This window comes from Alysiella sp. (genome assembly GCF_030525755.1).
GTDB lineage: Bacteria > Pseudomonadota > Gammaproteobacteria > Burkholderiales > Neisseriaceae > Simonsiella.
The window spans coordinates 1-25,464 of record NZ_JAUNEC010000024.1 but is presented as its reverse complement, the minus strand read 5'-3'; the positions used below and the strand labels follow the sequence as shown (position 1 = coordinate 25,464).

Here is a 25,464-nt window from a genome sequence, read left to right as displayed (position 1 = left end):
GATGGTGCCAACGTTTACGTGCGGTTTGCTGCGTTCAAATTTTTCCTTAGCCATAGCAAATTCCTTACAAAAATGATTTAAAAACAGATATTTAAGTGGTGCCCATGGGCGGAATTGAACCGCCGACCTCTCCCTTACCAAGGGAGTGCTCTACCCCTGAGCCACATGGGCCTATTCAGTTTTATGGCTACCTATTTTAAAAATAAGTAGCCAAATAATATTTGGAGCGGGTGAAGGGAATCGAACCCTCACCGTAAGCTTGGAAGGCTTCTGCTCTACCATTGAGCTACACCCGCTAATCCCTGCTCCAAATTGGAATTTAAGTGGTGGTGGGAGAAGGATTCGAACCTTCGAAGCTTTCGCAACAGATTTACAGTCTGCCCCCTTTGGCCGCTCGGGAATCCCACCAAACAGATTAGCAACTATACAACCAGTCCAACACAAGGTCAAGACTTTCTTTCAAAAAAAATTACACCCTACTGTTTTAAAAAGATTCTTTATTTCTTTGCCACAATTTTGTGGTACTTTTCCATCAATTGCTCTTCGGTTTCGGGATGAGTTTCATCAATCAAAATACAATCCACTGGACAAACTTGCTGACATTGTGGCTCATCATAATGCCCCACACATTGCGTACACAAACTGGGTTCAATTTCATAAATTTCCTCACCTTGTGAAATCGCATCATTTGGACACTCAGGCTCACAAACATCACAGTTGATACACTCATCAGTAATAAACAGAGACATTATTGCGTTCCTTTTACAATTCAAAAGCGGCGCGGATTATAGCACGTTTTATTTTTCAGGCAGCCTAAATTGCGCTTTTTAACATCTTGATAATGGTTATTAAATCATTTTGTTTCAGCACCTTGCACATATTGCGCCAAAATTTGCCGACTTTGCCCTGCTCGACTCTCACGATAAACCGATAACCATATTGGCAATTCAGGCAGTTTCCCTGCTTCCAAATACACAAAAGCCCCGATTTTTAATTTTTTTTCCAAAATAACAAACAACTTGTCCCAATCTTGCCATGTAAATGGCGGGTCCAACAATACCAAATCCCAACTCTCATCATTTTCTGTCAAAAAACACAAACCATCTCGCGCAACAATTTGGACTTGATGACACACAGCCAAATCCTGTGCCATTTTTTTTAGGCAACGTGCCGTATCCATATTCCATTCACACATAACCACCTTTGCTGCATAACGCGAAATCGCTTCAAACCCCAGCGCACCACTACCAGCAAACACATCCAACACCACTCGCCCTGTCAAATCCTGTCCCAACCAATTAAACAGACGCTCACGCACCATTTCAGGCGTTGGGCGCAAAGATGGCGCATCATCAAACAACAATTTACGTCCACGCAAAAAACCACCGCAAATACGTACCTGATTACGGTGTTTACTGTGTTTCGCCATCACGCTTACCCACTATAAAATTATTAAAGCATAACATTATATTTCAGGCAGCCTATTTTACTCAAACCACAACGTCTGTCTAGTCAATAACTTAAATTATCGTTCACAAAATTAACAATCTGAATTTCCTTTATCAAATCATGAAAATTCAATAATTGAAAATATTACCAAATGACATATGTCGTTTAAAACTCAAATATCATAAATGGTTCTCAAATCACAAATATTCACATTAAACAATCAACACAAAACCCAATTCAGGCTGCCTGAAAAGCGTGGTCGCGTTCCCAATCCAACAAAAATTGTTTGCGCGACAAGCCGCCTGCGTAGCCTGTAAGCGTGCCGTTGCTGCCAATCACGCGGTGGCATGGCACGATAATGGAAATTTTGTTGCGCCCATTTGCCGCTGCTACCGCGCGAACGGCTTTGGGATTGCCCAATTTTGCGGCTTGTTCGGCATAAGATAGGGTTTTGCCATAGGGAATGGTTTGCAGAATGCGCCACACGCGCTGTTGAAAATCCGTGCCAACACAATCCAATGGCACGGAAAAATTTTTCAGGCTGCCTGAAAAATAAGATTGCACCTGTTCGGCAACTTCTTTTAATAAATCATGGGGTTGAAAAACGATTGCCGCACGTTTGGCTTGGGCGATTTGGCGGATTTCGCTGTCCAAACGCGCTTGCCCAACAAATTCCAGCAAACACAAGCCTGTGGCAGAACAAATTGCCAGCATATCGCCCAAAGGCGTGGCGAGTGTTTGGGCGTGGAGTGGATTGGCGGTTTCAGGCTGCCTGAACCTGAAATTGAGTTCATTGAAATATTGGGCGATTTTGGTTTGCGTGTTCATGTTTTGTCCAAATGCTTTATTGTCGTTATAATTATTGATTTTATCATTGAGGTATCACATCATGCGTCCAGAAACCCAACAAGCTATTAAGCAGATTATCACTCATTACAATATTGTCATGGAAGTTATGGAAGACAATGCCATAGAACAAGATGAAGACAAATCTAGAGCTTATGGCGGCGTTATTCGTGCAACCAAAGGCAAGTTACAAGAATTCATTACTCAAAAATTGATTGAAACTGCTTGGATTCATGAATTAAAACAAGATTCTTCTCGTTTAGAAATCAATTCCAAGAAAATTCCTATTCCCATTCAACCAGAATATCTCAAGCATTTACCTGATGTTGTAAAAAATCATATTCAAAATAATATCAAAGATTATGTCTACAAACTTTCAGTAGATAAACATATTTTTATTGATAAGCAATTTGTTGCAGGTGTTGAGTGTAAAGCCTATACCGAGAATGCCATGATAAAACGCATTATGGTTGATTTTATGTTTTTGAAAACATTGTATCCTGATTTGGACTGCTATTTATTTCAACTGGAATCACAACTTGGTGGTGATTATGCTGAACTCAAATCAATTAGTTTAGGTAGTAAATCAACACATTCTATTATGTCTTACTTTGATAATGTGGATTTGAATATTCTTACATTTATCAAGGGAGAACGTGATGTAAATAAACCTATCAACAAAGTAGAGTTTTTTAAACCATTGGAAACTGCTGCCTTACAAAATGCCGTTGTCCATTTATGTGGCACTTTGAAGAAGTTTAAAAAATGAATCATCAAATCATTGATTTATTTGCAGGCTGCGGTGGTATGAGTTTGGGGTTTAAAATGGCGGGTTTCCATTCAGTTTTAGCAGTAGAAAAAGACGACTGGGCAGCAGAAACCTACCAATTTAATCATCAAAATACTTTGGTTCATGTAGGCGATATTACAGAAATTATCAATCCAAAACAACAATTTCCACAAAATGAGATTGCTGGCATTATTGGTGGGCCACCCTGCCAAGGATTTTCTCTTTCAGGTAACCGCGACCCCAAAGACCCACGCAACAGTTTATTTATGGACTATATGCGTTTTGTGCAAGATTTTCAGCCTGCCTTTTTTGTCATGGAAAATGTCATGGGCATTTTGTCTGCAAAAAATAAAAATGGCGAATGGGTTAAAGATGTGATTGTACAAGTGGCAGCATCACACGGCTACAATACACACATTTTGCAACTGAATGCAGCAGAATATGGTGTACCACAAGCCAGAAACCGCGTTTTCTTTGTCGGTATCCGCCAAGATTACCCTTTTGCACCTGCTTATTTACAGCCTAAAAAAATCACGGCAGATAAACCGATTACATTATGGCAAGCGATTTCTGATTTACCACAAATTGAAGCAGGGCAAGGAAAAGATGATGTGGCTTATTTGAATACACCGCAAAATGATTACCAAACATGGTGTCGGCAAGACAGTTCTGCTTTATACAATCACATTTCTATGCGTCATACCCAGCGTTTGATTGAACGATTCAAATGTATTCACTGGGGACAATCTTTGGCAGATGTGCCAGAAGAACATATGCAACGCAAACGAGGCGATGCCGATAAAATCAGTGGTAAAGTGTATTCACAAAATAATATGCGTCCCCACCCTGATAAACCTGCACCAACTTTACCAGCTAGTTTTCAGAGTAATTTTATCCACCCTTATTTACACCGCAACTTTACGGCACGAGAAGGGGCAAGATTACAATCTTTTCCTGATAATTATATTTTTAAAGGCAAACGAACCACCATGTCTTGGGAAAAAAATTTATCGCAATTTCAACAAATTGGCAATGCAGTACCGCCTTTATTAGCCAAAGCTTTGGGATTGATGATAAAAAATTATTTTGAACAAATCCAAGCTGATAATTTTGAGATGATTGTGCCTATTACACCAATTCAATCAAATTTAGTTGCGTAGGGTGCGCCATGCGCACCAATTAACCACAATATTCTAATTTTGCGGAAAATTCGGTGCGCACGGCGCACCCTACAAAAATTCAGGCTGCCTAAATTGCCGTCCGCTAGGACTTTTCAGGCAGCCTGAATTTCATTTACCCATCAAACCCCAAATCACCCACGCTGATAATTCGGAGCCTCTTTCGTAATCTGCACATCGTGAACGTGCGATTCGCTCATGCCTGCCGATGTGATTTCCACAAATTCCGCTTTTTCGTGCATTTCCGCGATGTTGGCGCAACCCAAATAGCCCATGCTGGAACGCAAACCGCCCACCAACTGATGAATGATGTTCACAATCGGGCCCTTGTGCGGCACGCGCCCTTCAATGCCTTCTGGGACGTATTTGTCGGTGCTTTCCTGTTTGTCTTGGAAATAGCGGTCGTTGGAACCTTGACTCATCGCGCCTAACGAACCCATGCCACGATACGATTTATACGCACGTCCTTGATACAATTCAATTTCCCCTGGTGCTTCGTCTGTGCCAGCAAACATGCCGCCCAACATCACGCAATGCGCCCCAGCCGCCAACGCCTTGGCAATGTCGCCTGAAAAACGAATGCCACCGTCTGCAATCACCGAAACGCCTGTGCCTTTTACCGCTTCGGCAACATTGGAAACGGCAGTTAATTGCGGTACGCCCACGCCCGCCACAATGCGCGTGGTGCAAATGGAACCTGGTCCAATGCCCACTTTTACCGCGTCTGCGCCAGCCGCCACCAAATCACGCGCGGCGGCGGCGGTGGCAATGTTGCCGCCTATCACTTGCACATCAGGAAAGTTTTGTTTAACCCATTTTACGCGGTCAATCACGCCTTGGCTGTGTCCGTGTGCCGTGTCCACCACAATCACGTCCACGCCAGCCGCAACAAGGGCGCGAACACGCTCTTCGGTATCCGCGCCCGTGCCAACTGCCGCGCCCACGCGCAAACGTCCTTCGTGGTCTTTATTGGCATTGGGAAATTCGGTGGTTTTGATGATGTCTTTTACCGTAATCAATCCGCGCAATTCGTCTTGCTCGTTCAACACCAAAACGCGCTCAATTTTGTGTTGGTGCATCACTTCACGCGCTTCTTCAATGGACGTGCCAACGGGTACGGAAACCAATTTGTCGCGCGGTGTCATGATTGCCGACACGGGCAAATCCAAGCGCGTTTCAAAACGCAAATCGCGTGTGGTAACAATGCCCACCACTTTGCCGTTTTCCACCACGGGCAAACCCGACATTTTGCGTTTGCGTTGGGCGCGTTCAGCCAGCAAATCGCCAATCAAAATATGGGGGGATACGGTAACGGGGTCTTTCACAATGCCGCTTTCGTGGCGTTTGACTTTACGCACGGTTTCGGCTTGCTGTTCGGGGGTCATGTTTTTGTGAATGATGCCGATGCCGCCTTCTTGCGCCATGGAAATCGCCAAACGCGCTTCGGTAACGGTGTCCATTGCGGCAGAGAGCAAGGGCAAATTTAAAGTGATTTTTTTGGTTAATGGGGTTTTGAGCGAGACATCGCGCGGGAGAATGGTAGAGTGGGCGGGAACGAGTAAAACATCGTCAAAAGTGTAGGCTTTTTCTACGATACGCATGGTGCATTTTACCTTAATGTTACGGTTGGAAAATTTTGGTTAAATGCAACGCATTGTACCATAATTTGTGCGTTTTCAGGCAGCCTGAAAGTGGTTTTTCGGCAAAATCATGACAGCAGTCAGCAAAAACGGTACAATCCTTGTCAAATTTTATTTAACGGCTTTTCATCATGAGAAGGAAATACCATGAAAAAAATGATTTTTGTTGCGGTTTTGTCTGCTGTATCAGTTGCATCGTTTGCTGCCGATGTGCAGGTTTTTAACTGGAAAACCGATAAAGGCAGCAATGCCTATTCGGATACACCCAATAATATGCAAATGGGTCGCTCCAATGTCATCAATGTACGCACAGGTTCGGTTACACCACCTGAACCTGCTAAACCTGCTGCCCCTACCAATGTGGTTGAAGCACAAGCGGCTTTAAATGAACAAATCATCGCAGAAAACCAACGCCGCGAAGAAGCAGCAGCCAAATTGGCCGCAGAAACCAAAGCGGATAACTGTAAAACTGCACAAATGAATTTGGATATGGTCAATAAAACCAATGCGCGAAATAAAGCCGATTTGATTCCCAAATACAATGCGGATATTGCCAAATTCTGTAATTGATGATGCCAACGCAAAGGCTGCCTGAAAGTTTCAGGCAGCCTTTTATAGTCGTTTGAACAATTATTGAAACACCCAAATGCAAGACTGGACTTAAACTATTGATTATTGCGCCTCTTGTTGCGCTTCCATTTTTTTCACACGCCAGTCAAACACGAATGTGCCAAAGGGCAAAACTGCTGCCAATAATCCCACTAAAAACCACATAATGGACCAGCTTTTTTTGTGGCATACAGCAAGTAACACCACCAAAAATGCCAAAAATAAAAAACCGTGTGCCAAACCTGCATACGGCACAAGTATGGGATTATTGAACAAATATTTCATGGGCATGGCAATGCCCAGTAAAAACAGAAATGAAATGCCTTCCAAAAAACCAACCAAACGCAAAGTTTGCGTATTCATGAATTTTTCCTTTGTGGTGATGTTGAATAATGGGCTGCCTGAATGTTTCAGGCAGCCTTTAATGTATGGTCGTTCCCAATCTGAAATACCGCATCATCAGTCGTGATACAACATTCATTGCCGCCCTGCTCCATTCTGATTTGAAACAAGCACATAAAAAGTCTGCGTAATGAAAACGCGCATTATACACTTTTTCTTTGGGTTCCCAGTATTCGTATGCTGTTGATAATGTGGTGCAATCTTTGCGCCCTAAAATCACGGTTTACTTTATACTGTTGGTTTTCTGTATGTGCCGATGATGATGAAAAACACCCACCGAAATCGTTTGATTTTATCGTTTATCTGCTTGGTTTTTCTCTGTACTGTCGTTTATGCTGGGCTATTGTTTATACCCAAAAACAACGGTGAGCCTTATCGTTTAAGCGTAAAAAAAGGACAAGGCATTTCTGCTGTGAGCCACCAGTTAGCACAAGAAAACCAGATTTTCAACCGTTGGGTATTGGTATCAGCAGCTTATGCCGTAGGCGTACATGACCGTTTACGCAGTGGCAGCTACCTTTTTCCTGCTCGGGTTTCTACTTGGCAAATGGTTCAACGTTTGCGCCAAAACAATCCCGATACCATTCGGGTGCAAATCATTGAAGGCATGAATTTTACTCAAATGCGCCGCGTGGTCAACCAAACCGAAGGCATACGCCATGATACACGTGCAATGTCTGATGCCGAATTGTTGAAAAAAGTTGCCACCAACCCACTTGCCGAACACGCCGAAGGTCTGTTTTTCCCAGACAGTTATGAAATTGATGCCGAAAGCAGCGATTTACAGATTTTTCAGGCAGCCTACAATGCCATGCAGCGTGAATTGAATGCAGCTTGGGAAGACAGACAAACCAATTTGCCCTACACAACGCCTTATGAGTTACTGATTATGGCAAGTTTGATTGAAAAGGAAACGGCACATGAGGAAGACCGCCGTGATGTGGCAGCAGTGTTCCGCAATCGGCTTGCCATCAAGATGCGTTTACAAACCGACCCAACAGTCATTTATGGTATGGGCAACGCGTACAAAGGCAAAATTCGCCGTGCTGATTTGCAACGCGATACACCCTACAACACTTATACACGGCACGGTTTGCCGCCTACGCCGATTGCCTTGCCCAGTCGTGCCGCTTTGGCTGCGGCAGCCGCCCCATCCGACAGCCAGTATTTGTATTTTGTATCGCGCATGGACGGTACAGGCAAAAGCCAGTTCAGTCATACTTTGGACGAACACAATGCAGCAGTACGCAAATACATCTTGAAAAAGTAAGGCAAATGCTTGGTACAAACAATGTGGTATGATGTTTCAGGCAGCCTCATTAAAACACAAAGGCTACCTGAAAAAATCAGGAAAATTGGGACAGTATGAAACGTTTGAATGAAAAAAATCTTGCCGCTTCAATGGCTTTTTATGTAGAACACAATGATGCGTTTACTTTACTTGCAAGTCTAACTGACTGGTTGCGACGTGGTAAAGCCAAAAATGCCGCAATCCGCATAAATGCGTTGCTCAATGTTTTACAAGATGATAATGAATTGGCAAAACGCACCGCAATCATGTTGTGCCGTTGGTTGTGCAGCGTACGTTTGTATCCTTTGCTCATCAGCGCAGGCATTTTTTCGCGTGATGGTTTTGCCAGCGAATTATTGGGACGTTGGTACGAAGCGGTTAATCCTGCTTACAAAGACCCATCTGACTTACGCGATGTGTTTTCACAGCTGTTTGCCCATGAAAATGATGGGGAATGGATTGATGCCATTCCTACTAAAACATGGTTGCGTTTCTTACATTTGATGATGCGTTATACACCTGAACATGACCGTGAAACAGTACAGCAATATATGTTACAAGAAGGTTTACACGCAATAGAAATGCTTTCAGTATGGGTGGCAGCTGAAGAGTTGGACCCTGATCTAATCCGTTTAGACAAAAAACTACTGGACCGCGATTCACCCTTTGTTGCCCTAAACCGAGAAGTGTCCTATTGGGTACTTTCTCGTTGGCAAGGTAAGGAATTTGACACGGCGCATCTAGGTGTCATGATGGATCAATGTCATCGTCAAGTGGAAACCTTACGCAAAAAAGGTACGGGGGCAGGCGCGGGTTCATCGTTGAGTGTGGCTCATTTATTGGAACGTTTGGAGCAAACTTTAAACCGCATGACCTTATTGATGGCGGTGTTCATGCCCCAACACATTTCGCCACGCAAAATGTTGGCACTCACAGGCACATTGGCAAAAGCAGCAGCGGAACAACACAGCTTGTATTGGTTATGGAAACGCAGCATCAAAATGCTCTCGCGCAGCATCACGCAAAACACCAGCAGTCATGGCGAACACTACATCACACGCAACAAAAAAGAATACATGGGCATGCTCTATTCGGCGGCAGGTGGTGGCGTATTGATTGCCCTGATGTCGCTGTTAAAAATCCATTTTGGGCGCGTGATAGAAAACCAATTTTGGCTCAGTTTTGCCGAAGGTCTGAATTATGGCTTGGGTTTTGCGCTGATTTTCATTTTGCATTTTACCGTTGCCACCAAACAACCTGCCATGACCGCTTCACGTTTTGCCGCATTGGTGGAGCGTACCGAAAGCGGCAAAGCGGTAAACATGAAGCTGGCACAACTGTTGGTGGATGTGTTTCGCTCACAAGCAGCAGCGGTTGCAGGCAATGTCGGTGTGGCAGTGTTTGTTGCCATGATGATTGCGCTGATTTTCCGTTTATCCACAGGTATGCCTTTACTGACTGCTGATGAAGTGCAGTACCAAATTAAAGCGATTGACCCAACACGCGCAACTTTGTGGTATGCCGCGATTGCTGGCGTATGGTTATTTTGCTCTGGCATCATCTCGGGCTTTTTTGACAATCGCTGCGACTACCTAAATATGCGTCAAAGATTGTTCCATCACCCGATTTTAAAACGCATGCTGCCTGAAAAATGGCGTTTACGTCTTGCTGATTATTGGCACCATAATTATGGTTCAATCATGGGTAATCTCTGTTTCGGTATGTTATTGGGCATGAGCGGCTTCATTGGACACACCACAGGCTTACCCTTTGATATTCGCCATGTGGCATTTTCCTCTGCCAATGTCGGTTATTTCACGTTCAGTGGTGGTGGATTCTGGCTGTTTTGGCAAAGCATGGTGTTTGTCTTGTTGATTGGACTGGTTAATTTAACAGTCAGCTTTTTACTTACCCTATCGGTTGCATTGCGTTCACGCGAAACCAAAATTGAAAGCTGGTGGGCAATTTTACAATGCGTGGGACAAATCATGCGTGAACGTCCATTATCGTTGATATTGCCCACACAACTGCCTGCTGATAACGCACCCAAAAAAGAAAGCAAATCCAAAAAAGATACGCTGCCTGAAAACACAAATGACAGCACACATGCCACAGCATCGGTGGAGAAAAAAAGTCATCATGAATAAAAACACAGCTTGAAACACAATGCTGGCATGTCGCATGAAGCCAAATAAAAATAAGGCTGCCTGAAAGGTTTTCAGGCAGCCTTAAATCTGTACAAAACACACCTCATAGGTGCAGATTTCTTATCCGTATCTAACGTCCGTTTAAAAATGGATTCACAAAGGTTTTAGCCTTACATGATGCTCAATGGGTATTGAGGCACAACATAAAACGACTATATTTTAATTTCCATTAAAAATGGTTCAAGAAAAAACAAAATTAAAGAAAAAATCCACCATTTATTGCAAAAATATGATAAAGGTAATTTTATGCTGTTTGAAGTGTGCAAAATGTGGTAACTTGGAAATGTAAAAAAGGTTAAAGTTATCTTGACCTGATTTTTACATTTCATGAAGGTAAATTTTGACATTGTCATCACACCACATCGTAAGGAGTTGTTCATGCAAGATTTAATTAACACCATCAATGGTTGGGTATGGAGCCCTGCTTTGATTTACCTGTGTTTAGGCACGGGCTTGTTTTTCTCAATTTTAACTCGCTTCATGCAAGTACGCCATTTTGGTGAAATGTTGCGCTTGTTGTTTGCACCCAAAAGTTCACCTGAAGGCATCAGTTCATTTCAGGCTTTAGCGGTTGCTTTATCAGGTCGTGTCGGCATGGGCAACATCGCAGGCGTAGCAGCTGCCATTGGTTTTGGTGGTCCAGGTGCGGTGTTTTGGATGTGGGTAACAGCATTTTTAGGCTCATCTACCGCTTATGTAGAGTCCACGCTGGCACAAATTTACAAAGAAAAAGATGGCAATGAGTACCGCGGCGGTCCTGCTTACTATTTTGATAAATTTTTTGGCGGCGGCTTCGGTAAGTTTTACGGCATTTTGCTTGCCGTATCGTTGATTGTATCGTGCGGTTTGTTCTTACCAGGTGTGCAAGCCAATGGTGTAGCAAACGGCATCACCATGATTTTTGGCGAAGGACAAATGGTACAAACTTCTGCCTTCGGTGAAATCGGCATGAATAAATTGATTGCTGCTCTGTTCATCTTGGTGATTTTGGGCATGATTATTTTTGGTGGTATCCAACGCATCGCCAATTTCAGCCAAGTGGTTGTGCCATTCATGGCTTTGGGCTACATCATCATGTCCTTGGTCATCATTTTCATCCACATTGACCAGTTGCCTGCTATGGTTAGCTTAATTGTGGGCGACGCATTCAGCGCACAAGCAGGTTTTGGTGCGGCGATTGGTTGGGGTGTGAAACGCGGTGTATATTCCAATGAAGCAGGTCAAGGTACAGGTCCACATGCTGCAGCAGCCGCCGAAGTGGAACACCCAGCACAACAAGGTTTTGTACAAGCGTTTTCGGTTTATGTGGACACCTTGTTTGTTTGTTCTGCGACCGCATTCATGATTTTGATTACAGGGCAATACAATATTCAAGGCACATTGGAAGCAGGTAGCTTCATCGTGCAAAACTTGCCTGCCGAGACCAACATCAATGGTCCAGCATTCACACAGTTAGCGGTTGCCAGCGTATTTGGTGGTTTTGGTAAGGTGTTTGTGGGTTTGGCGATTTTCTTCTTTGCATTTACCACCATTTTGGCTTACTACTATATTGCCGAAACCAATGTGGCTTATCTGCGCCGTTACTTGAAAACAGGTACAGGCAGTTTGTTCTTCATCAAATTGATTGTCATGTCAGCGGTGGCTTATGGTGCAGTTGGGGCTTCGGGCTACATATGGGACATTGGCGACATTGGCGTCGGTTTAACCGCATGGTTGAATATTTTGGGTATTTTGGCAGTTTTCTTTATTGCAAAGCCCACTTTATTGGCTTTAAAAGACTATGAAACTCAGAAAAAAGCAGGTGTAAAAGATTTCGTATTTGACCCTGTTAAACTGGGAATCAAAGGCGCAACTTTCTGGGAAGAGCGTCTTAAAGAAAAACAGATTAAAAAATAAGTCCCTTTAATGAACAACAGGCTTAAACCCATAGTGGTTTAAGCCTATTTTATTGATTGAGGCTGCCTGAAAAGTTTCAGGCAGCCTCAATCCTTTGCGAAACCCATTATTTATGATTGTTTAAAATTAACACGAATAAGACGATTGCAAAATTTTCTGCCTTTAATGAAATTGGGTATTTTGAAAACTTATCCCGTTAATTGCTTGCTAATCCATTTCTTCAATGGCGGCAAATTGTTGCTGATTCGCAAAGTGGCATCACGCAACAAGCGTACAGGTGCAGCATCGGTGGTAAAGAACGTTACCATCGCATTCGTGCCATGATACAAAGGGCGCGTGTGTAGCTGGTGTTTGAAATTGTACATTTCCAGCAAATCTTTGTTGCCAATATCTTGCCCCTTATTGGCTGCCTGAATAATCAGTTTTGCCAAAATATCGGTACTTTCCAAGCCCAAATTGTAGCCATGTGCGGTTACAGGATGCATACCCACTGCCGCATCGCCAATTAATGCACTGCGTATACCACAGAATTTATCGGCATGCACGCCCACCAAAGGATAGCTATGTACCGTACCAGCCGCTTGCATTTTTCCCAAGCGACCACCCAACATTGTTTCACATTCTTGTGCCAATTCATCAGGCGACAAAGCCAATAATTCATGCGCTTTGGTGTTGGTAATGGTGATGACACAGTTAGTTAAATGTTCTTCCAACGGCAAAAGTGCAAGGGTACGACCGTAGAAAAAACATTCGCTGGCGGTGTGTTGATTGGAAATGTCATGCTGGGTGCGGAACACAATGACGGTGCGACCAAAATCGTGCATATCCGCCGCAATACCAAGCTGACGGCGTGTTTGAGAGAAACGGCTGTCGGCGGCGACCAAAAGTTTGGCAGTTAAGGTATCACCATTTTCCATCTCCACCCAAGCACGTTCAGCATTGGTTTGTACTTTTTTCACGCCCAAACCGCATTGGATTACCACATTGCGACATTGTTCAACTTCTTCATAAGCAGCGCGGCGAATATTGTGATTGGAAATCAAGTTGCCCAAACGGTCGGTTGCGCCACCACGCGCTTGACTGGGCTGCGGAAAGTGCAACGTGTAATCTGATGTGCCATTATAGACTTTGGCATCACGCAAGCGATAAATTTCATTTTCGGGAATGCGTTGCCACATACCCAAATTTTGCATGATTTCACGTGAATGGTGTGTGAGTGCGATTTCACGCCCGTCATAAGCGGGTTCTTGCAACGATTCCAGCGAGGCTTTTTCCAAAACGGTAACACGTAAAGTAGTGTCTTTAAATTGACGGGCAAACGCCAAACCTGCTGGACCGCCACCAACAATCAGAATATCGGTATCCATGGTATTACCTTTGTTTTTGAAAGCTTGAAAAATAGATGTATTGTACGACAAAGGCAGCTTGAAAAGGTATGCTTCAATCTGAAAAAGCCAATAAAGCACATTTAAGAACCCATATTCATAATCTTGAAGAAAGGCTTCCTATCAAAAAATCATGCGAATACTGGTTCTAGCTGAAACGTTTTCCAAACTCGGTTCGTAGGAACAAACTTCATACCTGAACCGTTTCGGCTTGTAGGAATTTTTATTTTATCAATCAATTGAAAAAGAAACGGATATCAAATCTGCCCCTACATTAGGTTGGAAGTGGGTTTTACAAAGGTTTCAGGCTGCCTGAAACCATATGAACCCATGTCCAATCTGTTTCAGGCAGCCTTGTATATTCCAGCCCCAAGTTAGGGGTAAATTGTAACAGTATCTTTGTCATCAAGACATCATCTCAAACACAAGGCTTAATCGCCCCTAACTAAAATCCATACCGATTTTAAAGTTAGGGGCTTTAATCATGTCATCAAATCTAGTTGTATGGCAGATTAAATTACGTCTTGTTTTAGACCGTTGTGAATTTTGTCTGCATGTTCTTGCTCGGTAAATGGACCAACACGCACCAAATAGGCTTTGCCATGTTTAACCATAATCGCGCGTTGTTCTGCTTGTATTTGCTTTAAATGTGCTGCGGTGGTTTCCAGAAAATTTTGTGCTTCATGTTTGTTGTCAAAGGTTTTCAGGCTCACATAAATGTTTTTGCCTGTGGTAATGTTGGCAACATCATCTTTATGTGCCAATGTGTTGGCAGGGGGATTTGTTCGTTCATCAGCGGTTAAGACATCAATGCGAACGTTGGCTGTCCCCTTACTTAAAAAGCCCAGTTTATTGGCTGCGGCTTTGGAAAGGTCTATAGCGCGGTTGCCGTGAAAAGGTCCACGGTCATTGATGCGAACAACGGCGGTTTTTCCGTTATCCAAATTGGTTACACGTACATAACTGGGAATAGGTAAAGTGGGGTGAGCCGCAGTCATCATATTCATGTCAAAACGCTCACCATTAGATGTTTTTTTGCCGTGAAAACCTGGTCCATACCATGAAGCACGACCTGTTTGACTGAAATCAGCAGTTACTTTTTTTGTGGGATAATAACGCTTACCTGCCACTTTGTAGCTTAAATTAGCGGTGGGGTGCAGCTGTTCTGCAATCGCTACGGCATTGGGAATGTATTTGCCGCTCACATCGGTTTGGTGGGCAATGGCAGGACTGGCTTTTGCAGGAGCGGCATCGGCGCGATTGAATACACTGGTCAGGGTCATCAAACCCATTATGCTGATGAAAAAAAGGTTTTTGGTTTGGGTCAAAACGTGTTCCAGTTCTTGAGTTGAAGAAGATAGGTTGCAGGTTTTAGGCTGCCTGAAAACCATATGACATTCAAACGCCACCTGCGTAGTCCAGTTGTCGCCATGCTTCAAAAACGGTTACGGCAACGGTGTTGGACAAATTCATGCTGCGGTTTTCAGGCAGCATGGGGAAACGGATTTTTTGTTCGGCAGGCAAAGTATCCAAAATTTCGGCAGGCAAACCGCGTGTTTCAGGTCCAAACAAAAACACATCGCCTGCTTGAAATGCCACTTGGTCGGGACGGGTTTGCCCTTTGGTGGTCAGCGCGAAAATGCGCCGTCCATTTAAAGCCGACAGACAATCGGCAAAATTTTCATGTACACGAACTTGAGAAAATTCATGATAATCCAAGCCAGCACGTTTCATTTTGCTGCTATCCAAAGGAAAGCCCAAAGGTTTAACCAAATGCAAATCACAACCTGTGTTGGCACACAGGCGAATGATGTTGCCCGTATTGGGCGGGATTTCAGGCTGGTAAAGGACAACGGTAAACATATTTATCACGCATCAATTTTGTATCACGCGGTTTTATAATGAAAATTCATTCTTTGTCTAAACCGATAAAGGGCGCAATATGCCGTTTTTGACAACAATCGTCAATCATTTTTGCATTAATTACGCGCCACTACCCAAACATAAATTGCCGCAGCCCCCGATTTTCGCAGCGTGCGTGCCAACTCGGATAAAGTTGCACCTGTGGTAACAACATCGTCAATTATCAATATTTTACGATTTTTCACATTTTCAGCTACCTGAAAAATGTGGCGTACATTTTGCTGTCGTTCTGCCTCGGCAAGGGTACTTTGTGGCGGTCTATGCTGCCTGAAAACGCTGTAGTGTGGTAAAAGTGGTAAATTGTAGTACCGTGTAATTTCCTGTGCCAGCTCATCACTTTGATTGAAACCCCGTTGCAAGCGACGTTCACGGCTCAATGGCATACCCAAAACCGCATCAATTTGGCTTTCAGGCAGCCATAAAGGGGGATTAAGCAACATGAGTTGACTGAATAAACGCCCATATTCCGCACGGCATATGTGTTTCCATTCGTGCAACAGCGCGGGTAAGGGGGTGGTGTAATTACATGATGCCCACAGCGCATCGTAAAAAGGTGGTTTTGTTTGACATTGACCACACAGGCTGCCTGAAATAATGGGACGCGCACATTTTGGACAAACCTGATTATCATGCAAAAACAAAGTTTGCACATCATTCAGGCAGCCTTCACAAATGGGTTGCGACTGCCAAGCATGGCATAATAAACACGATTTTCGTTGAACAAACAGGGAAAACATGATGAAACACCTTTGTCTGATACACGGCTGGGGCGTAAACAGCGCGATTTTTACAGGCTTTCAAACCGCATTTACTGCCGATTGGCAAGTAAGTACACCTGACTTAATTGGACACGGCGCATCGCCTAATGTAACAGAATTTGACATTGCCACCGCAGCCGATGCCATTGCACAAAGGCTGCCTGAAAAGGCATTTGTATTGGGTTGGTCGCTGGGCAGCTTGGTGGCTTTACATTTGGCACAACGCCACCCTGAAAAAGTACGCGCTTTGATTTTGATGTCGGGCATGGCGAAATTGCGTGCTGAAACCGATTATCCCGAAGGTGTGGACAACAAATTACTGAATAAAATGGTGGATTTTTTTCAATACGATTATGCCAAACACGTTCGCCAATTTTTGGCTTTGCAACTGATACACACACCCGAGCAACAGGGTGTGATGAACGCAGTGTTACCCGATTTGCTTAAACACGGTTCGCCACAGGCTTTGACTTTGGCACTTAATGCGCTGGAACACGCTGATGCTCGTGCCATGCTGCCTGAAATTGGACAGCCTGTGTTGATTGTGTGCGGCAATAAAGATGCCGTAACGCCCCCACGCATGAGTGAATATCTGGCACGGCATTTGCCCAATGCACGTTTGCAGTTGATTGACAAGGCAGCCCACGCGCCGTTTTTGAGCCACCCGCAAGAATGTGTGCATTGGATTGAAACGTTTGCTGCGGCAATTTAAATTTAATTGCGGTTTTCATACTGGGGTTTCAGGCTGCCTGAAAATTTTATTGTGTGGATTTGATTTGTACGCGCCCTGTTTTCATTGCAACCAACAGTTCTTTGGCTGCCGTGTCTTTGGGGTGGGCTTGAACATATTCATGCATAGTTTGAACAGCCTGCTCCCTTTTGTTTTGCGACAGCAATGCCATAGACAATTCCCGTTTGGCAGCAGGATATCCCTGTTTAATGGCATTTTGATACATGATAACGGCTTTTTGGGTTTGACCAGAAGATGCCAAAAAACTGCCGTATTCGCTCAACAATATGGCTTTCTCTTTACCCGACAACTGCATCATCAAAGTCTGATAATGGCGTTCTGTCCATGTTGCAGCTTGCGGGACATCCAAATTGTGTGCTATCCAATTAACACGCGCTGCACGATGCAGGAGCTGGAGATAAGCTTCATGCTTTGGGGTGATGATTTTTGTTTCAAACAGCGCATTAAAAATGCGCGCCAATTCTTTTGCTTCCTTAACGGCAAGCACTTTGTCGTTTGCATTGTCAAACTGGGTCGGGTAGCGTGCCGCATGTCTGCTTAAATCCTGATACACCTGCTCTGCCTGCGCAAAATCCACACGATTGGGTGTAATAATTTTTGATAAGTCATGTTGTGGATAGGGTTTCGCATAGGCAAAATTCAACGCACTGGTCAACAATACGGCTAAAATCCATTTTTTCATTATATTACTCTCCATTATTTTCAGGCTGCCTGAAAAGATTTTTTTGATATGATTGAGCTGCTTGTTTTTTCATATGCTTGCGTACTGCATAATAATAATCTTCACATTTGACCAATATGAATCCAGCCACACCCAGCGTAACAGGCATGATTAAAATCAGCCAGCCATTCACTTCAAAAGCCAAATAAATCGGCAGACCAAATGCCAAAATCAGCAACAACAGACCCATTATGGCAGGCAAGGCACACAAAAATTCAAACAACAAAACCAAGACACCAAATAAAATTTGTAATGCCAAAAAACCCAATAAGGCATACACAATAATCTGAACAAAAATTTCCATAATTTATGTATTTTATAATGTGTTTTCAGGCAGCATGAAATATTTTTTAAAAAAGAAACCGTTCAGCTTTAATGTATTTGGCTTACTTTTTTAAAAAGTAAGTCGCCGAAGGCAAAACCCATTTTTTATAAGGTAGTGAAAGGCTGCCTGAAACTTGATTTTACTGCCAATTTTTCTTTTTAGACGTATGCCCAATGCCCACATTAAAACTGTTGGTCGGGTCAAGTTTGCGGTAAAACGCCTTCAATTCGGGCTTGGCTGCGTACAAATGCCCCACATTGTGTTCGGCAGGATATTGTGCGCCACGCGCGTCCAGCAATGCCAACATTTCGTGTTCCAAAGCCAACCAATCGTTGCCCTTTTTCACAATGTAATCTTGGTGGAAAACGTGGCAGAAAAAATGCCCATAATACAATTTATGACTGATTTTATTGGCAATGTGTTCAGGCAGCGTTTCAAACCAATTTTCATCGTTGCGGCGCAAAGCAATGTCCAAAGCCAAAATTTCTTCCACTTCATCGGGGTGGACGGCTCGGTAACGCACCGCCGCGCTCGCCACCGCAAATCGGTGCAACATGGCAGCCTGCGCCTCATCGGGCGTACATTCAAAAAACGCCCCATTTTGGCTGCCTGAAAACAGCTTTTGCAAATATTCACGCGCCTCGTTCACACCATCGCCACCCATTTTGATGATGAGATGATGTTCAAATTGCTGGCGATAATCCAATAATTTTTGCGGCAAATGTTGCGGCAGATATTGCGACACAAATTGCAAAGCTCGGTCGGAAAAATGCGGTGGCAACACGGGCATTTGTTGCGCGAAACGGTCGGCTTTGGCTTTTAAGTCAAACATTTTGGGCAAATTTGCCGTGCCTGCGTGTTTGATGATGTAAAACATGTCTTTACCATATTGCAAAGCCATATCAAAAGCATCACGATGAATGTATTCGCCCAAAATCGGCAAACTCTTGAATTGACTCAACATATCGCGGCGAAGTTGCGTCAAAACTGCCGTGTCGTTGGTGCCAACGTAAAAAACCGCCGTGTTTTTTTCTGCCACAAAAGTGTCCAAACGCACGGCAAACACCGCCAATTTGCCCGCGCTGCCTGAAACTTCATGATGACGTGCAGGGTCGGCATTGAAACGCGCTGGCGTGTTCGCATTCACATCGCGCACATGGTGGCAATAGGCGTGGTCGTGTCCTTTGCCGCCTGCCTGAATGTCTTTGCGTTGATAGTGATGTCCTTGTAAATTCGTTAAAATTTCTTCTGGCGTGTCGCCCAAAGCGATGCCCAAATGATTGACCAATTCCAACTCGCCCTGCGCGTTGATTTGCGCGTACAACGCCATTTCCGTATAGGCGGGCCCACGCTGCACCAACGCACCGCCCGAATTGTTGCACACCCCACCAATCACAGACGCGCCAATGCAAGACGAACCAATGACCGAATGCGGCTCGCGCCCCAAAGGTTTGAGCAGCAATTCCAGTTCATTGAGCGTGGCACCTGCCAAGCAAACCACTTGTTCGTTGTTGTTAATCAGTTGAATCGATTTGATTTTCATGGTGTTGATGATGACCACATCGCGGTCGTAATCGTTGCCATGTGGCGTAGAGCCGCCTGTTAAACCCGTGTTGGCTGCCTGAAAAATCACAATCACATTTGCCGCCACACACGCTTGCAAGGCTTGCCATTGCTGCAACAGCGTGGCAGGTCGCACCACCGCCAAAGCCGCGCCTTTACCAAAACGGTAGCCTTCGCGGTAGGCTTGGGTGTGCTTGGGGTCGGTTAAAACATCGCGCTCGCCCACAATTTGGCGCAGTTGAATGAGAAGATCTTGGGCAGACATGGTTTTACCCCGTGATTGATAGAGATTAGTTATGGATTTGAACAATTTTAACGCAAAATAGGCTGCCTGAAAGCCATTTTGGTTGTTCAGGCAGCCCAAAATGGGATTTTATTTCAATACGGTACGCACCCAACGTGCAACCCAGTCTTTTTGTTTGTGCGCCGTGTTTTCAGGACGCGGTAAACGACCTTGTGGTACAGAGGCATGCACAATCGCAGCTGGGTGTTTTGTGTTTTTAACGGCAGGATACACCCACATTGATGTGAACACTGCTTCTTGCACTTCCTTGCCTTGCAAATATTGCACCAATTTGGCCGCCAATAGGGGTTCTTTGGCATGGTTCAAAACCGCTGCGCCTTCTACTTGGAATTGACTTCCGCCTTTTAAAAACAGATTGCCCATATTGGGCGTGGTTAATTTACCCTCGCTGTAAAATACTTCGGCAGCTGGGCTGCTGGCATAGCCAACCATCATCGGACGCGAACCACCATTGAGTGTAAATTCGGTGTAGTACGCGTCTGACCAACCTTTGGTGATTTTCACGCCGTTTTGGCGCATTTTTGCCCAAAATGCAAAGGCTTTGTCTTCACCCAAATACCCAATATTGGCGGTTAAAAATGCCAAGCCTGGAGTGGAAGTACCTGGATTGGGCATGACCAACAAATCTTTGTATTGTGGTTTGCTCAAATCGTCCAAAGTTTTGGGCAAGGGCAGTTTTTTGTCGGCAAACCATTTTTTGTCGTAATTGAGCGTAACAAAGCCAAAATCCACCGCCAAAGCATGTGGCAAAGTGGCAAGAACCGCTTGGCTTTTAGGTTGTTTGGCTGCCAAAATACCCATTTCATGGGCTTTGTGTACGGTATTGTTGTCCAAACCAAACACCGCATCAGCAAGTGGCGATTGACCGCGCGTTAAAATCAAGCGGTTGAGCATTTCATTGCCATCGCCCATTTTGATAATGGCAATTTTGGCATCATGTTCGGCTTCAAATTTTGCCAAAACGGTTTTAGGTAAATCAAAAGAATCGTGTACCGCCAAACGCACTTCGGTGGCTGCCTGAACAGACCAAGGCAAACACAAAGTAAGCAAAGTGGCACACAAACGAAATAAAGGTTTTTTCATGTTTCAATCTCCATCAATCTCATTTTCATCATCATGATGCTGCCTGAAAACAAAAAAAACCGATTGTCAAATGGGCAATCGGTCGTGTTATGGGCATCGGTTTCCTCAACAGCATTATCTGTATCAGGTTCACGGGTATCATCTCAGCCGCCATTGTATTTATCAGCAGCACCCCGACCAAGCACCTATTCTTACATATTTTAACAATATCCGCAAGCAGAGCAGTTTCAGGCAGCCTATAAAGCCATTACAATAGGGTTTTTATTTTGCCTAGAAAGTCAAGTTACCATGAACAAAGTGCTTTTGGCTTTTGCCACCGTTTTATTGCTCAATGCCTGCGCTTGGGAGTTTGGGACCAATGAACAAGGTCGCACGCAAATTCGTCAAAAATACCCAATGGGTACGGGCATTTACCATACTGAAGGTGCGGCTTCACAAAATACACTGTATCACAACGGTCGCCCACAGCAACACGCCATTGTGCCGCAGAAAGATGAATAAACCTTTTCAGGCAGCCTGAAATACACATTAGAGTGGATTTACACCCACATTAAGGGAAAATCAATATGTCTGATTTACACATCATCATTTTGGCGGCGGGCAAAGGCACGCGCATGTATTCCAAAATGCCCAAAGTTTTGCACCAAATTGGCGGCAAACCCATGCTCGCACACGTTATGGACACGGCTTTGCAACTCAATCCCCAATCGCTGCATGTGGTGATTGGGCATGGCAAAGAGCAGGTGTTGGCGCAGTTGGCGCACACTTATCCACAAGCCAATTGGGTGGAACAAACCGAACAACTCGGTACAGGACACGCGGTCAAATCCGCCCTGCCCCACATGCCCAACACGGGCAAAACGCTGGTGTTGTATGGCGATGTGCCTTTGATTGACGCGCCCACTTTACAACAATTACTCAACGCGGCTGGCGATGAAGTCGGCTTGCTGACCGATGTGCTGCCTGAACCCACAGGTTACGGTCGCATTATCCGCAACGCGCAAAATCAGGTCATCGCCATTGTGGAAGAAAAAGATGCCAATGTCGAACAAAAAGCCATTGCCGAAATCAACACAGGCATTTTTGTTTTGCCCAACACGCAACTTTCAGGCTGGCTCAACGCGCTCAACGCCAACAACGCGCAAGGCGAATATTATTTAACCGATGTGATTGCCCTTGCCAATGCCGACCACATTGCCGTACACCCCGTGCAAGTGGCACATCATTACTTGGCAATGGGCGTGAACAACAAATTGCAACTTTCCGAATTGAACCAAATTCATCGCCAACATCAAGCGGCAAATTTGATGGCAGCAGGCGTAACGCTGATTCAAGCGTCCACATTTGAAATGCGCGGCAGCCTGAAACACGGACAAGATGTCATCATTGACGCCAACTGCGTGTTGGTGGGCGAAAACGAGTTTGGCGATGACGTGCAAATTGGCGCACATTGTTTCATCAAAAACGCCAAAATTGGCGCAGGCACGGTGGTTGAACCATTCAGCCATTTGGAAGATTGCGTGATTGGCGAAAACGCCAAAATCGGTCCTTACGCCCGTTTGCGCCCCAAAGCCGTGTTGGCAGACGAAGTGCATATTGGCAATTTTGTGGAAATCAAAAACAGCACCATCGGACACGGCAGCAAAGCCAACCATTTGAGCTACATTGGCGATGCAACCGTGGGCAAAAAAACCAATATCGGCGCAGGCACAATCACTTGCAACTATGATGGCGTAAACAAATACCGCACCGAAATTGGCGATGAAGTACGCATTGGTTCAGACACCATGTTGGTCGCCCCCGTGAAAATTGGCGACAAAGCCACCACAGGCGCAGGCAGCGTGATTACCAAAGATTGCGAATCAGGCAAATTGGTGGTGGCACGCGCCAAACAAGTTACCATTGAAGGTTGGGTAAGACCTGAAAAAACAGCCAAGAAATAGTTTCAGGCAGCCTTATGATGCTGTATTGATAAGGCAACCTGAAATCCAATTTATTGATTTCATTAAATCTTGATTTTTTTGGAAGGTACCATTATGACCATTCGCAAAGCCGTTTTTCCCGTAGCAGGATTAGGGACGCGTTTTCTGCCTGCCACCAAAGCCAGTGCCAAAGAAATGTTGCCCATTGTGGACAAACCACTGATTCAATACGCTGCCGAAGAAGCCGTAGCAGCAGGTTGCACCGAGTTGATTTTCATCACAGGGCGCAACAAACGCAGCATCGAAGACCATTTTGACAAAGCCTATGAATTGGAAACTGAATTAGCGGTCAAACACAAACACGAAATGTTGGCTTGCGTGCAAAACATTTTACCCAACCATGTAAGCTGTGTATTTATCAGACAACCCGAAGCATCGGGTTTGGGGCATGCCGTGTTGTGCGCCCGTCCTGCGATTGGCAATGAACCGTTTGCCGTGATTCTGGCTGATGATTTGATTGATGCGCCACAAGGTGCGTTAAAACAAATGGTTGATGTGTATCAACAAAGCGGCAACAGCATATTGGGGGTGCAAACCGTTGCACCCGAACAAACCGCTTCGTATGGCATTGTACAAGTAGAGCAACTCAAAAACTGGCAGCGCATCACACACATTGTGGAAAAACCCAAACCCGAAGAAGCACCGTCCAATTTAGCTGTGGTAGGGCGTTACATCTTAACACCACGCATTTTCAATTTACTTTCCGATTTACCGCGTGGCGCAGGTGGTGAAGTGCAACTCACAGACGGCATTGCTCGCTTGCTTGACCACGAATTTGTTTTGGCACACGCTTTTGAAGGCACACGCTACGACTGCGGTAGTAAATTGGGTTATCTGGAAGCCACCATTGCTTATGGTTTAAAACACCCCGAGTTAAAAGATGAATTTAGGGCAATTTTGCAAAAATTTCTGTGATAAGCCCGTATGAGTTTATCCACACACTTCACGTTATGCCTTGATTTTCGGCATATTTAAAATGGTTTCAGGTAGCCTAAATGTGCCACACATCAAGTTGCCTAAAAACCCCTTTCGTTTAAATCAAAAATATGACCCTACCCAAACGCACTTTATCAGTCGCCCCCATGCTGGATTGGACTGACCGCCATTATCGCCACATGGCACGACAAATCACGCGCCACACTTGGCTTTATACTGAAATGATTAACGCGGGCGCGATTGTGCATGGCGACCCGCAGCGTTTTCTTGCCAAAAACGATTGTGAAAATCCAGTTGCCTTGCAACTGGGCGGCAGCGACCCTGAACTTTTGGCGAAAGCCGCGAAAATCGCCACGCAATTTGATTACGATGAAATCAATTTGAATTGCGGTTGCCCCAGTCCGCGTGTGCAAAAGGGGGCGTTTGGGGCGTGTTTGATGAATGAAGTGGATTTGGTTTCAGGCTGCCTGAATGCGATGCAGGACGCTGCGCCCGATTGTGAAATCACAGTCAAACACAGAATTGGCATTGATAAACAGACAGATTATCAAGTGGTTGCGGATTTTGTTGGCACTTTGCGCGAGAAAACGGCTTGTCGCACTTTCATTGTTCACGCACGAAATGCGTGGCTGGACGGTTTGTCGCCAAAAGAAAATCGTGAAATCCCTCCGCTTAAATACGATTATGTGTACCGATTGAAACGTGAATTTGCTGATTTGAACATCATCATCAATGGCGGCATCAAAACCAATGTGGAAATTACTGAACATTTACAACATGTTGATGGCGTGATGCTTGGGCGTGAAGCGTATCACAATCCCCTAATTATGCGCGATTGGGACAAGTTATTTTATGGCGACACGCTGCCTGAAATCTCGCACGATGAATTGATTGCGCGATTACACAATTATGCACACCAACAAATTCAACAAAATCAAGGCACAATCTTGCGTCATATGGCACGGCATTATTTGGGTTTGCTACACGGCATGAATGGGGCGCGAATTTGGCGGCGCAACTTGTCGGACGCAGAATTGCTCAAGACCAACAATGCCGATTTGATTTTGCAAACTTGGCAGCAGGTGCAAAAAGAATTTCAGGCTGCCTGAAAACGGTGGAAGCAAGCACCTACCCTACACAAGTCATTTATTTTCATGGAATTTCCAATATTTATCCTGAACTCGCGTTATTCCACCGTAACCGATTTAGCAAGATTTCTAGGTTTATCGACATCTGTCCCACGAGCCAGCGCGGTATGGTATGCCAGAAGTTGCACGGGAATCGTATGCACAATCGGCGATAAAGTGCCAACATGACGTGGCGTGCGAATCACGTGAATGGTGTCGCTGTTGCTGGTGTAATCGCTGTCCAAATCGGTGAACACAAACAATTCGCCACCGCGTGCCGACACTTCCTGCATGTTCG

The 25,464-nt window shown here is 44.7% G+C and carries 24 protein-coding genes, 3 tRNA genes, 1 pseudogene and 1 riboswitch; of the genes and pseudogenes, 11 read left to right on the top strand and 17 right to left on the bottom strand.

Features of this window, described 5'->3' with window-relative positions:
• Positions 1-96 precede the first annotated feature (96 nt).
• The 6 genes from Q4B82_RS05840 to Q4B82_RS05815 form a co-directional block, all read right to left on the bottom strand.
• Positions 97-171: transfer RNA gene (locus Q4B82_RS05840), tRNA-Thr, on the bottom strand.
• 51 nt (positions 172-222) lie between these two features.
• Positions 223-296: transfer RNA gene (locus tag Q4B82_RS05835), tRNA-Gly, on the bottom strand.
• 28 nt (positions 297-324) lie between these two features.
• Positions 325-408: transfer RNA gene (locus tag Q4B82_RS05830), tRNA-Tyr, on the bottom strand.
• An 89-nt stretch (positions 409-497) separates the two neighbouring features.
• The gene (locus tag Q4B82_RS05825; protein WP_303065491.1) at positions 498-749 is read right to left on the bottom strand and encodes a YfhL family 4Fe-4S dicluster ferredoxin; all 252 of its coding nucleotides are present in this window, start codon (positions 747-749) and stop codon (positions 498-500) included.
• Positions 750-853: 104 nt separating this feature from the next.
• Positions 854-1,429, bottom strand: a complete 576-nt coding sequence (gene rsmD, locus Q4B82_RS05820; RefSeq protein ID WP_303065490.1) for a 16S rRNA (guanine(966)-N(2))-methyltransferase RsmD — start codon at positions 1,427-1,429, stop codon at positions 854-856.
• A 257-nt stretch (positions 1,430-1,686) separates the two neighbouring features.
• On the bottom strand, positions 1,687-2,277 hold the full coding sequence (locus tag Q4B82_RS05815; protein WP_303065489.1) for a methylated-DNA--[protein]-cysteine S-methyltransferase: 591 nt from the start codon (positions 2,275-2,277) through the stop codon (positions 1,687-1,689).
• Between the two features lie 61 nt (positions 2,278-2,338).
• Between Q4B82_RS05815 and Q4B82_RS05810 the strand changes: the two genes are divergently transcribed.
• A complete protein-coding gene (locus Q4B82_RS05810; protein WP_303065488.1) occupies positions 2,339-3,064 on the top strand; it encodes a restriction endonuclease in 726 nt (241 codons plus the stop codon).
• Entirely contained in the window at positions 3,061-4,245 is a 1,185-nt protein-coding gene (locus Q4B82_RS05805) for a DNA cytosine methyltransferase (RefSeq protein ID WP_303065487.1), read from the top strand. The genes Q4B82_RS05810 and Q4B82_RS05805 overlap by 4 nt, the downstream gene beginning before the upstream one ends.
• A 152-nt stretch (positions 4,246-4,397) precedes the next feature.
• Here Q4B82_RS05805 and guaB read toward each other — a convergent pair whose 3' ends face one another.
• A complete protein-coding gene (gene guaB / locus Q4B82_RS05800; protein WP_303065486.1) occupies positions 4,398-5,864 on the bottom strand; it encodes an IMP dehydrogenase in 1,467 nt (488 codons plus the stop codon).
• Between the two features lie 186 nt (positions 5,865-6,050).
• Here guaB and Q4B82_RS05795 point away from each other — a divergent pair, with 186 nt between their 5' ends.
• The gene (locus Q4B82_RS05795) at positions 6,051-6,473 is read left to right on the top strand and encodes a DUF4124 domain-containing protein (protein ID WP_303065485.1); all 423 of its coding nucleotides are present in this window, start codon (positions 6,051-6,053) and stop codon (positions 6,471-6,473) included.
• Positions 6,474-6,575: 102 nt separating this feature from the next.
• Here the strand turns inward: Q4B82_RS05795 and Q4B82_RS05790 are convergent, their stop codons facing one another.
• Positions 6,576-6,875: a DUF3817 domain-containing protein gene (locus tag Q4B82_RS05790; RefSeq protein ID WP_303065484.1), complete on the bottom strand. Its 300-nt coding sequence runs from the start codon at positions 6,873-6,875 to the stop codon at positions 6,576-6,578.
• Between the two features lie 301 nt (positions 6,876-7,176).
• Between Q4B82_RS05790 and mltG the strand changes: the two genes are divergently transcribed.
• From mltG to Q4B82_RS05775, 3 genes are all read left to right on the top strand, one after another.
• Positions 7,177-8,184, top strand: coding sequence for an endolytic transglycosylase MltG (mltG, locus tag Q4B82_RS05785; RefSeq protein ID WP_303065483.1), 1,008 nt, complete (start codon positions 7,177-7,179; stop codon positions 8,182-8,184).
• A gap of 95 nt (positions 8,185-8,279) precedes the next feature.
• Positions 8,280-10,352 (top strand): site-specific recombinase, encoded by a 2,073-nt coding sequence (locus tag Q4B82_RS05780; protein ID WP_303065482.1) that lies wholly within the window; start codon positions 8,280-8,282, stop codon positions 10,350-10,352.
• A 387-nt stretch (positions 10,353-10,739) separates the two neighbouring features.
• Positions 10,740-12,308 (top strand): sodium:alanine symporter family protein, encoded by a 1,569-nt coding sequence (locus tag Q4B82_RS05775; RefSeq protein ID WP_303065481.1) that lies wholly within the window; start codon positions 10,740-10,742, stop codon positions 12,306-12,308.
• A gap of 188 nt (positions 12,309-12,496) precedes the next feature.
• Here Q4B82_RS05775 and ubiM read toward each other — a convergent pair whose 3' ends face one another.
• The 4 genes from ubiM to Q4B82_RS05755 all read right to left on the bottom strand — a co-directional run bounded on the left by ubiM (position 12,497) and on the right by Q4B82_RS05755 (position 16,353).
• On the bottom strand, positions 12,497-13,675 hold the full coding sequence (ubiM, locus tag Q4B82_RS05770) for a 5-demethoxyubiquinol-8 5-hydroxylase UbiM (RefSeq protein ID WP_303065480.1): 1,179 nt from the start codon (positions 13,673-13,675) through the stop codon (positions 12,497-12,499).
• Between the two features lie 530 nt (positions 13,676-14,205).
• Positions 14,206-14,976 (bottom strand): septal ring lytic transglycosylase RlpA family protein, encoded by a 771-nt coding sequence (locus Q4B82_RS05765; protein ID WP_303065479.1) that lies wholly within the window; start codon positions 14,974-14,976, stop codon positions 14,206-14,208.
• A gap of 115 nt (positions 14,977-15,091) precedes the next feature.
• Positions 15,092-15,556, bottom strand: a complete 465-nt coding sequence (gene trmL, locus Q4B82_RS05760) for a tRNA (uridine(34)/cytosine(34)/5-carboxymethylaminomethyluridine(34)-2'-O)-methyltransferase TrmL (RefSeq protein ID WP_303065478.1) — start codon at positions 15,554-15,556, stop codon at positions 15,092-15,094.
• Between the two features lie 116 nt (positions 15,557-15,672).
• The gene (locus Q4B82_RS05755; protein ID WP_303065477.1) at positions 15,673-16,353 is read right to left on the bottom strand and encodes a ComF family protein; all 681 of its coding nucleotides are present in this window, start codon (positions 16,351-16,353) and stop codon (positions 15,673-15,675) included.
• 1 nt (position 16,354) lies between these two features.
• Between Q4B82_RS05755 and bioH the strand changes: the two genes are divergently transcribed.
• Positions 16,355-17,086, top strand: coding sequence for a pimeloyl-ACP methyl ester esterase BioH (bioH, locus tag Q4B82_RS05750; RefSeq protein ID WP_303065476.1), 732 nt, complete (start codon positions 16,355-16,357; stop codon positions 17,084-17,086).
• 46 nt (positions 17,087-17,132) lie between these two features.
• Here bioH and Q4B82_RS05745 read toward each other — a convergent pair whose 3' ends face one another.
• The 4 genes from Q4B82_RS05745 to Q4B82_RS05730 all read right to left on the bottom strand — a co-directional run bounded on the left by Q4B82_RS05745 (position 17,133) and on the right by Q4B82_RS05730 (position 21,121).
• A complete protein-coding gene (locus tag Q4B82_RS05745) occupies positions 17,133-17,807 on the bottom strand; it encodes a hypothetical protein (protein ID WP_303065475.1) in 675 nt (224 codons plus the stop codon).
• A 4-nt stretch (positions 17,808-17,811) separates the two neighbouring features.
• On the bottom strand, positions 17,812-18,150 hold the full coding sequence (locus tag Q4B82_RS05740) for a hypothetical protein (RefSeq protein ID WP_303065474.1): 339 nt from the start codon (positions 18,148-18,150) through the stop codon (positions 17,812-17,814).
• Positions 18,151-18,310: 160 nt separating this feature from the next.
• Positions 18,311-19,999: a D-lactate dehydrogenase gene (dld, locus tag Q4B82_RS05735; protein ID WP_303065473.1), complete on the bottom strand. Its 1,689-nt coding sequence runs from the start codon at positions 19,997-19,999 to the stop codon at positions 18,311-18,313.
• Between the two features lie 108 nt (positions 20,000-20,107).
• Complete coding sequence (locus tag Q4B82_RS05730) at positions 20,108-21,121, bottom strand: thiamine ABC transporter substrate binding subunit (RefSeq protein ID WP_303065472.1); 1,014 nt, start codon at positions 21,119-21,121, stop codon at positions 20,108-20,110.
• Positions 21,122-21,205: 84 nt separating this feature from the next.
• A riboswitch (TPP riboswitch) is annotated at positions 21,206-21,307 on the bottom strand.
• 102 nt (positions 21,308-21,409) lie between these two features.
• Here Q4B82_RS05730 and Q4B82_RS05725 point away from each other — a divergent pair.
• The 4 genes from Q4B82_RS05725 to dusA all read left to right on the top strand — a co-directional run bounded on the left by Q4B82_RS05725 (position 21,410) and on the right by dusA (position 25,148).
• Positions 21,410-21,622, top strand: a complete 213-nt coding sequence (locus Q4B82_RS05725) for a hypothetical protein (RefSeq protein WP_303065471.1) — start codon at positions 21,410-21,412, stop codon at positions 21,620-21,622.
• A gap of 65 nt (positions 21,623-21,687) precedes the next feature.
• Positions 21,688-23,064 carry a bifunctional UDP-N-acetylglucosamine diphosphorylase/glucosamine-1-phosphate N-acetyltransferase GlmU gene (gene glmU, locus Q4B82_RS05720; protein ID WP_303065470.1) on the top strand — a complete coding sequence of 459 codons (1,377 nt, stop codon included), beginning with the start codon at positions 21,688-21,690 and terminating at the stop codon, positions 23,062-23,064.
• A 90-nt stretch (positions 23,065-23,154) separates the two neighbouring features.
• Complete coding sequence (galU, locus tag Q4B82_RS05715; RefSeq protein ID WP_303065492.1) at positions 23,155-24,018, top strand: UTP--glucose-1-phosphate uridylyltransferase GalU; 864 nt, start codon at positions 23,155-23,157, stop codon at positions 24,016-24,018.
• Positions 24,019-24,149: 131 nt separating this feature from the next.
• The gene (gene dusA / locus Q4B82_RS05710; RefSeq protein ID WP_303065469.1) at positions 24,150-25,148 is read left to right on the top strand and encodes a tRNA dihydrouridine(20/20a) synthase DusA; all 999 of its coding nucleotides are present in this window, start codon (positions 24,150-24,152) and stop codon (positions 25,146-25,148) included.
• A 77-nt stretch (positions 25,149-25,225) separates the two neighbouring features.
• On the opposite strand, the pseudogene Q4B82_RS05705 reads toward dusA, so the two are convergent.
• Positions 25,226-25,464: pseudogene (locus tag Q4B82_RS05705) on the bottom strand (glutamine--fructose-6-phosphate transaminase (isomerizing)); the annotation flags it as partial.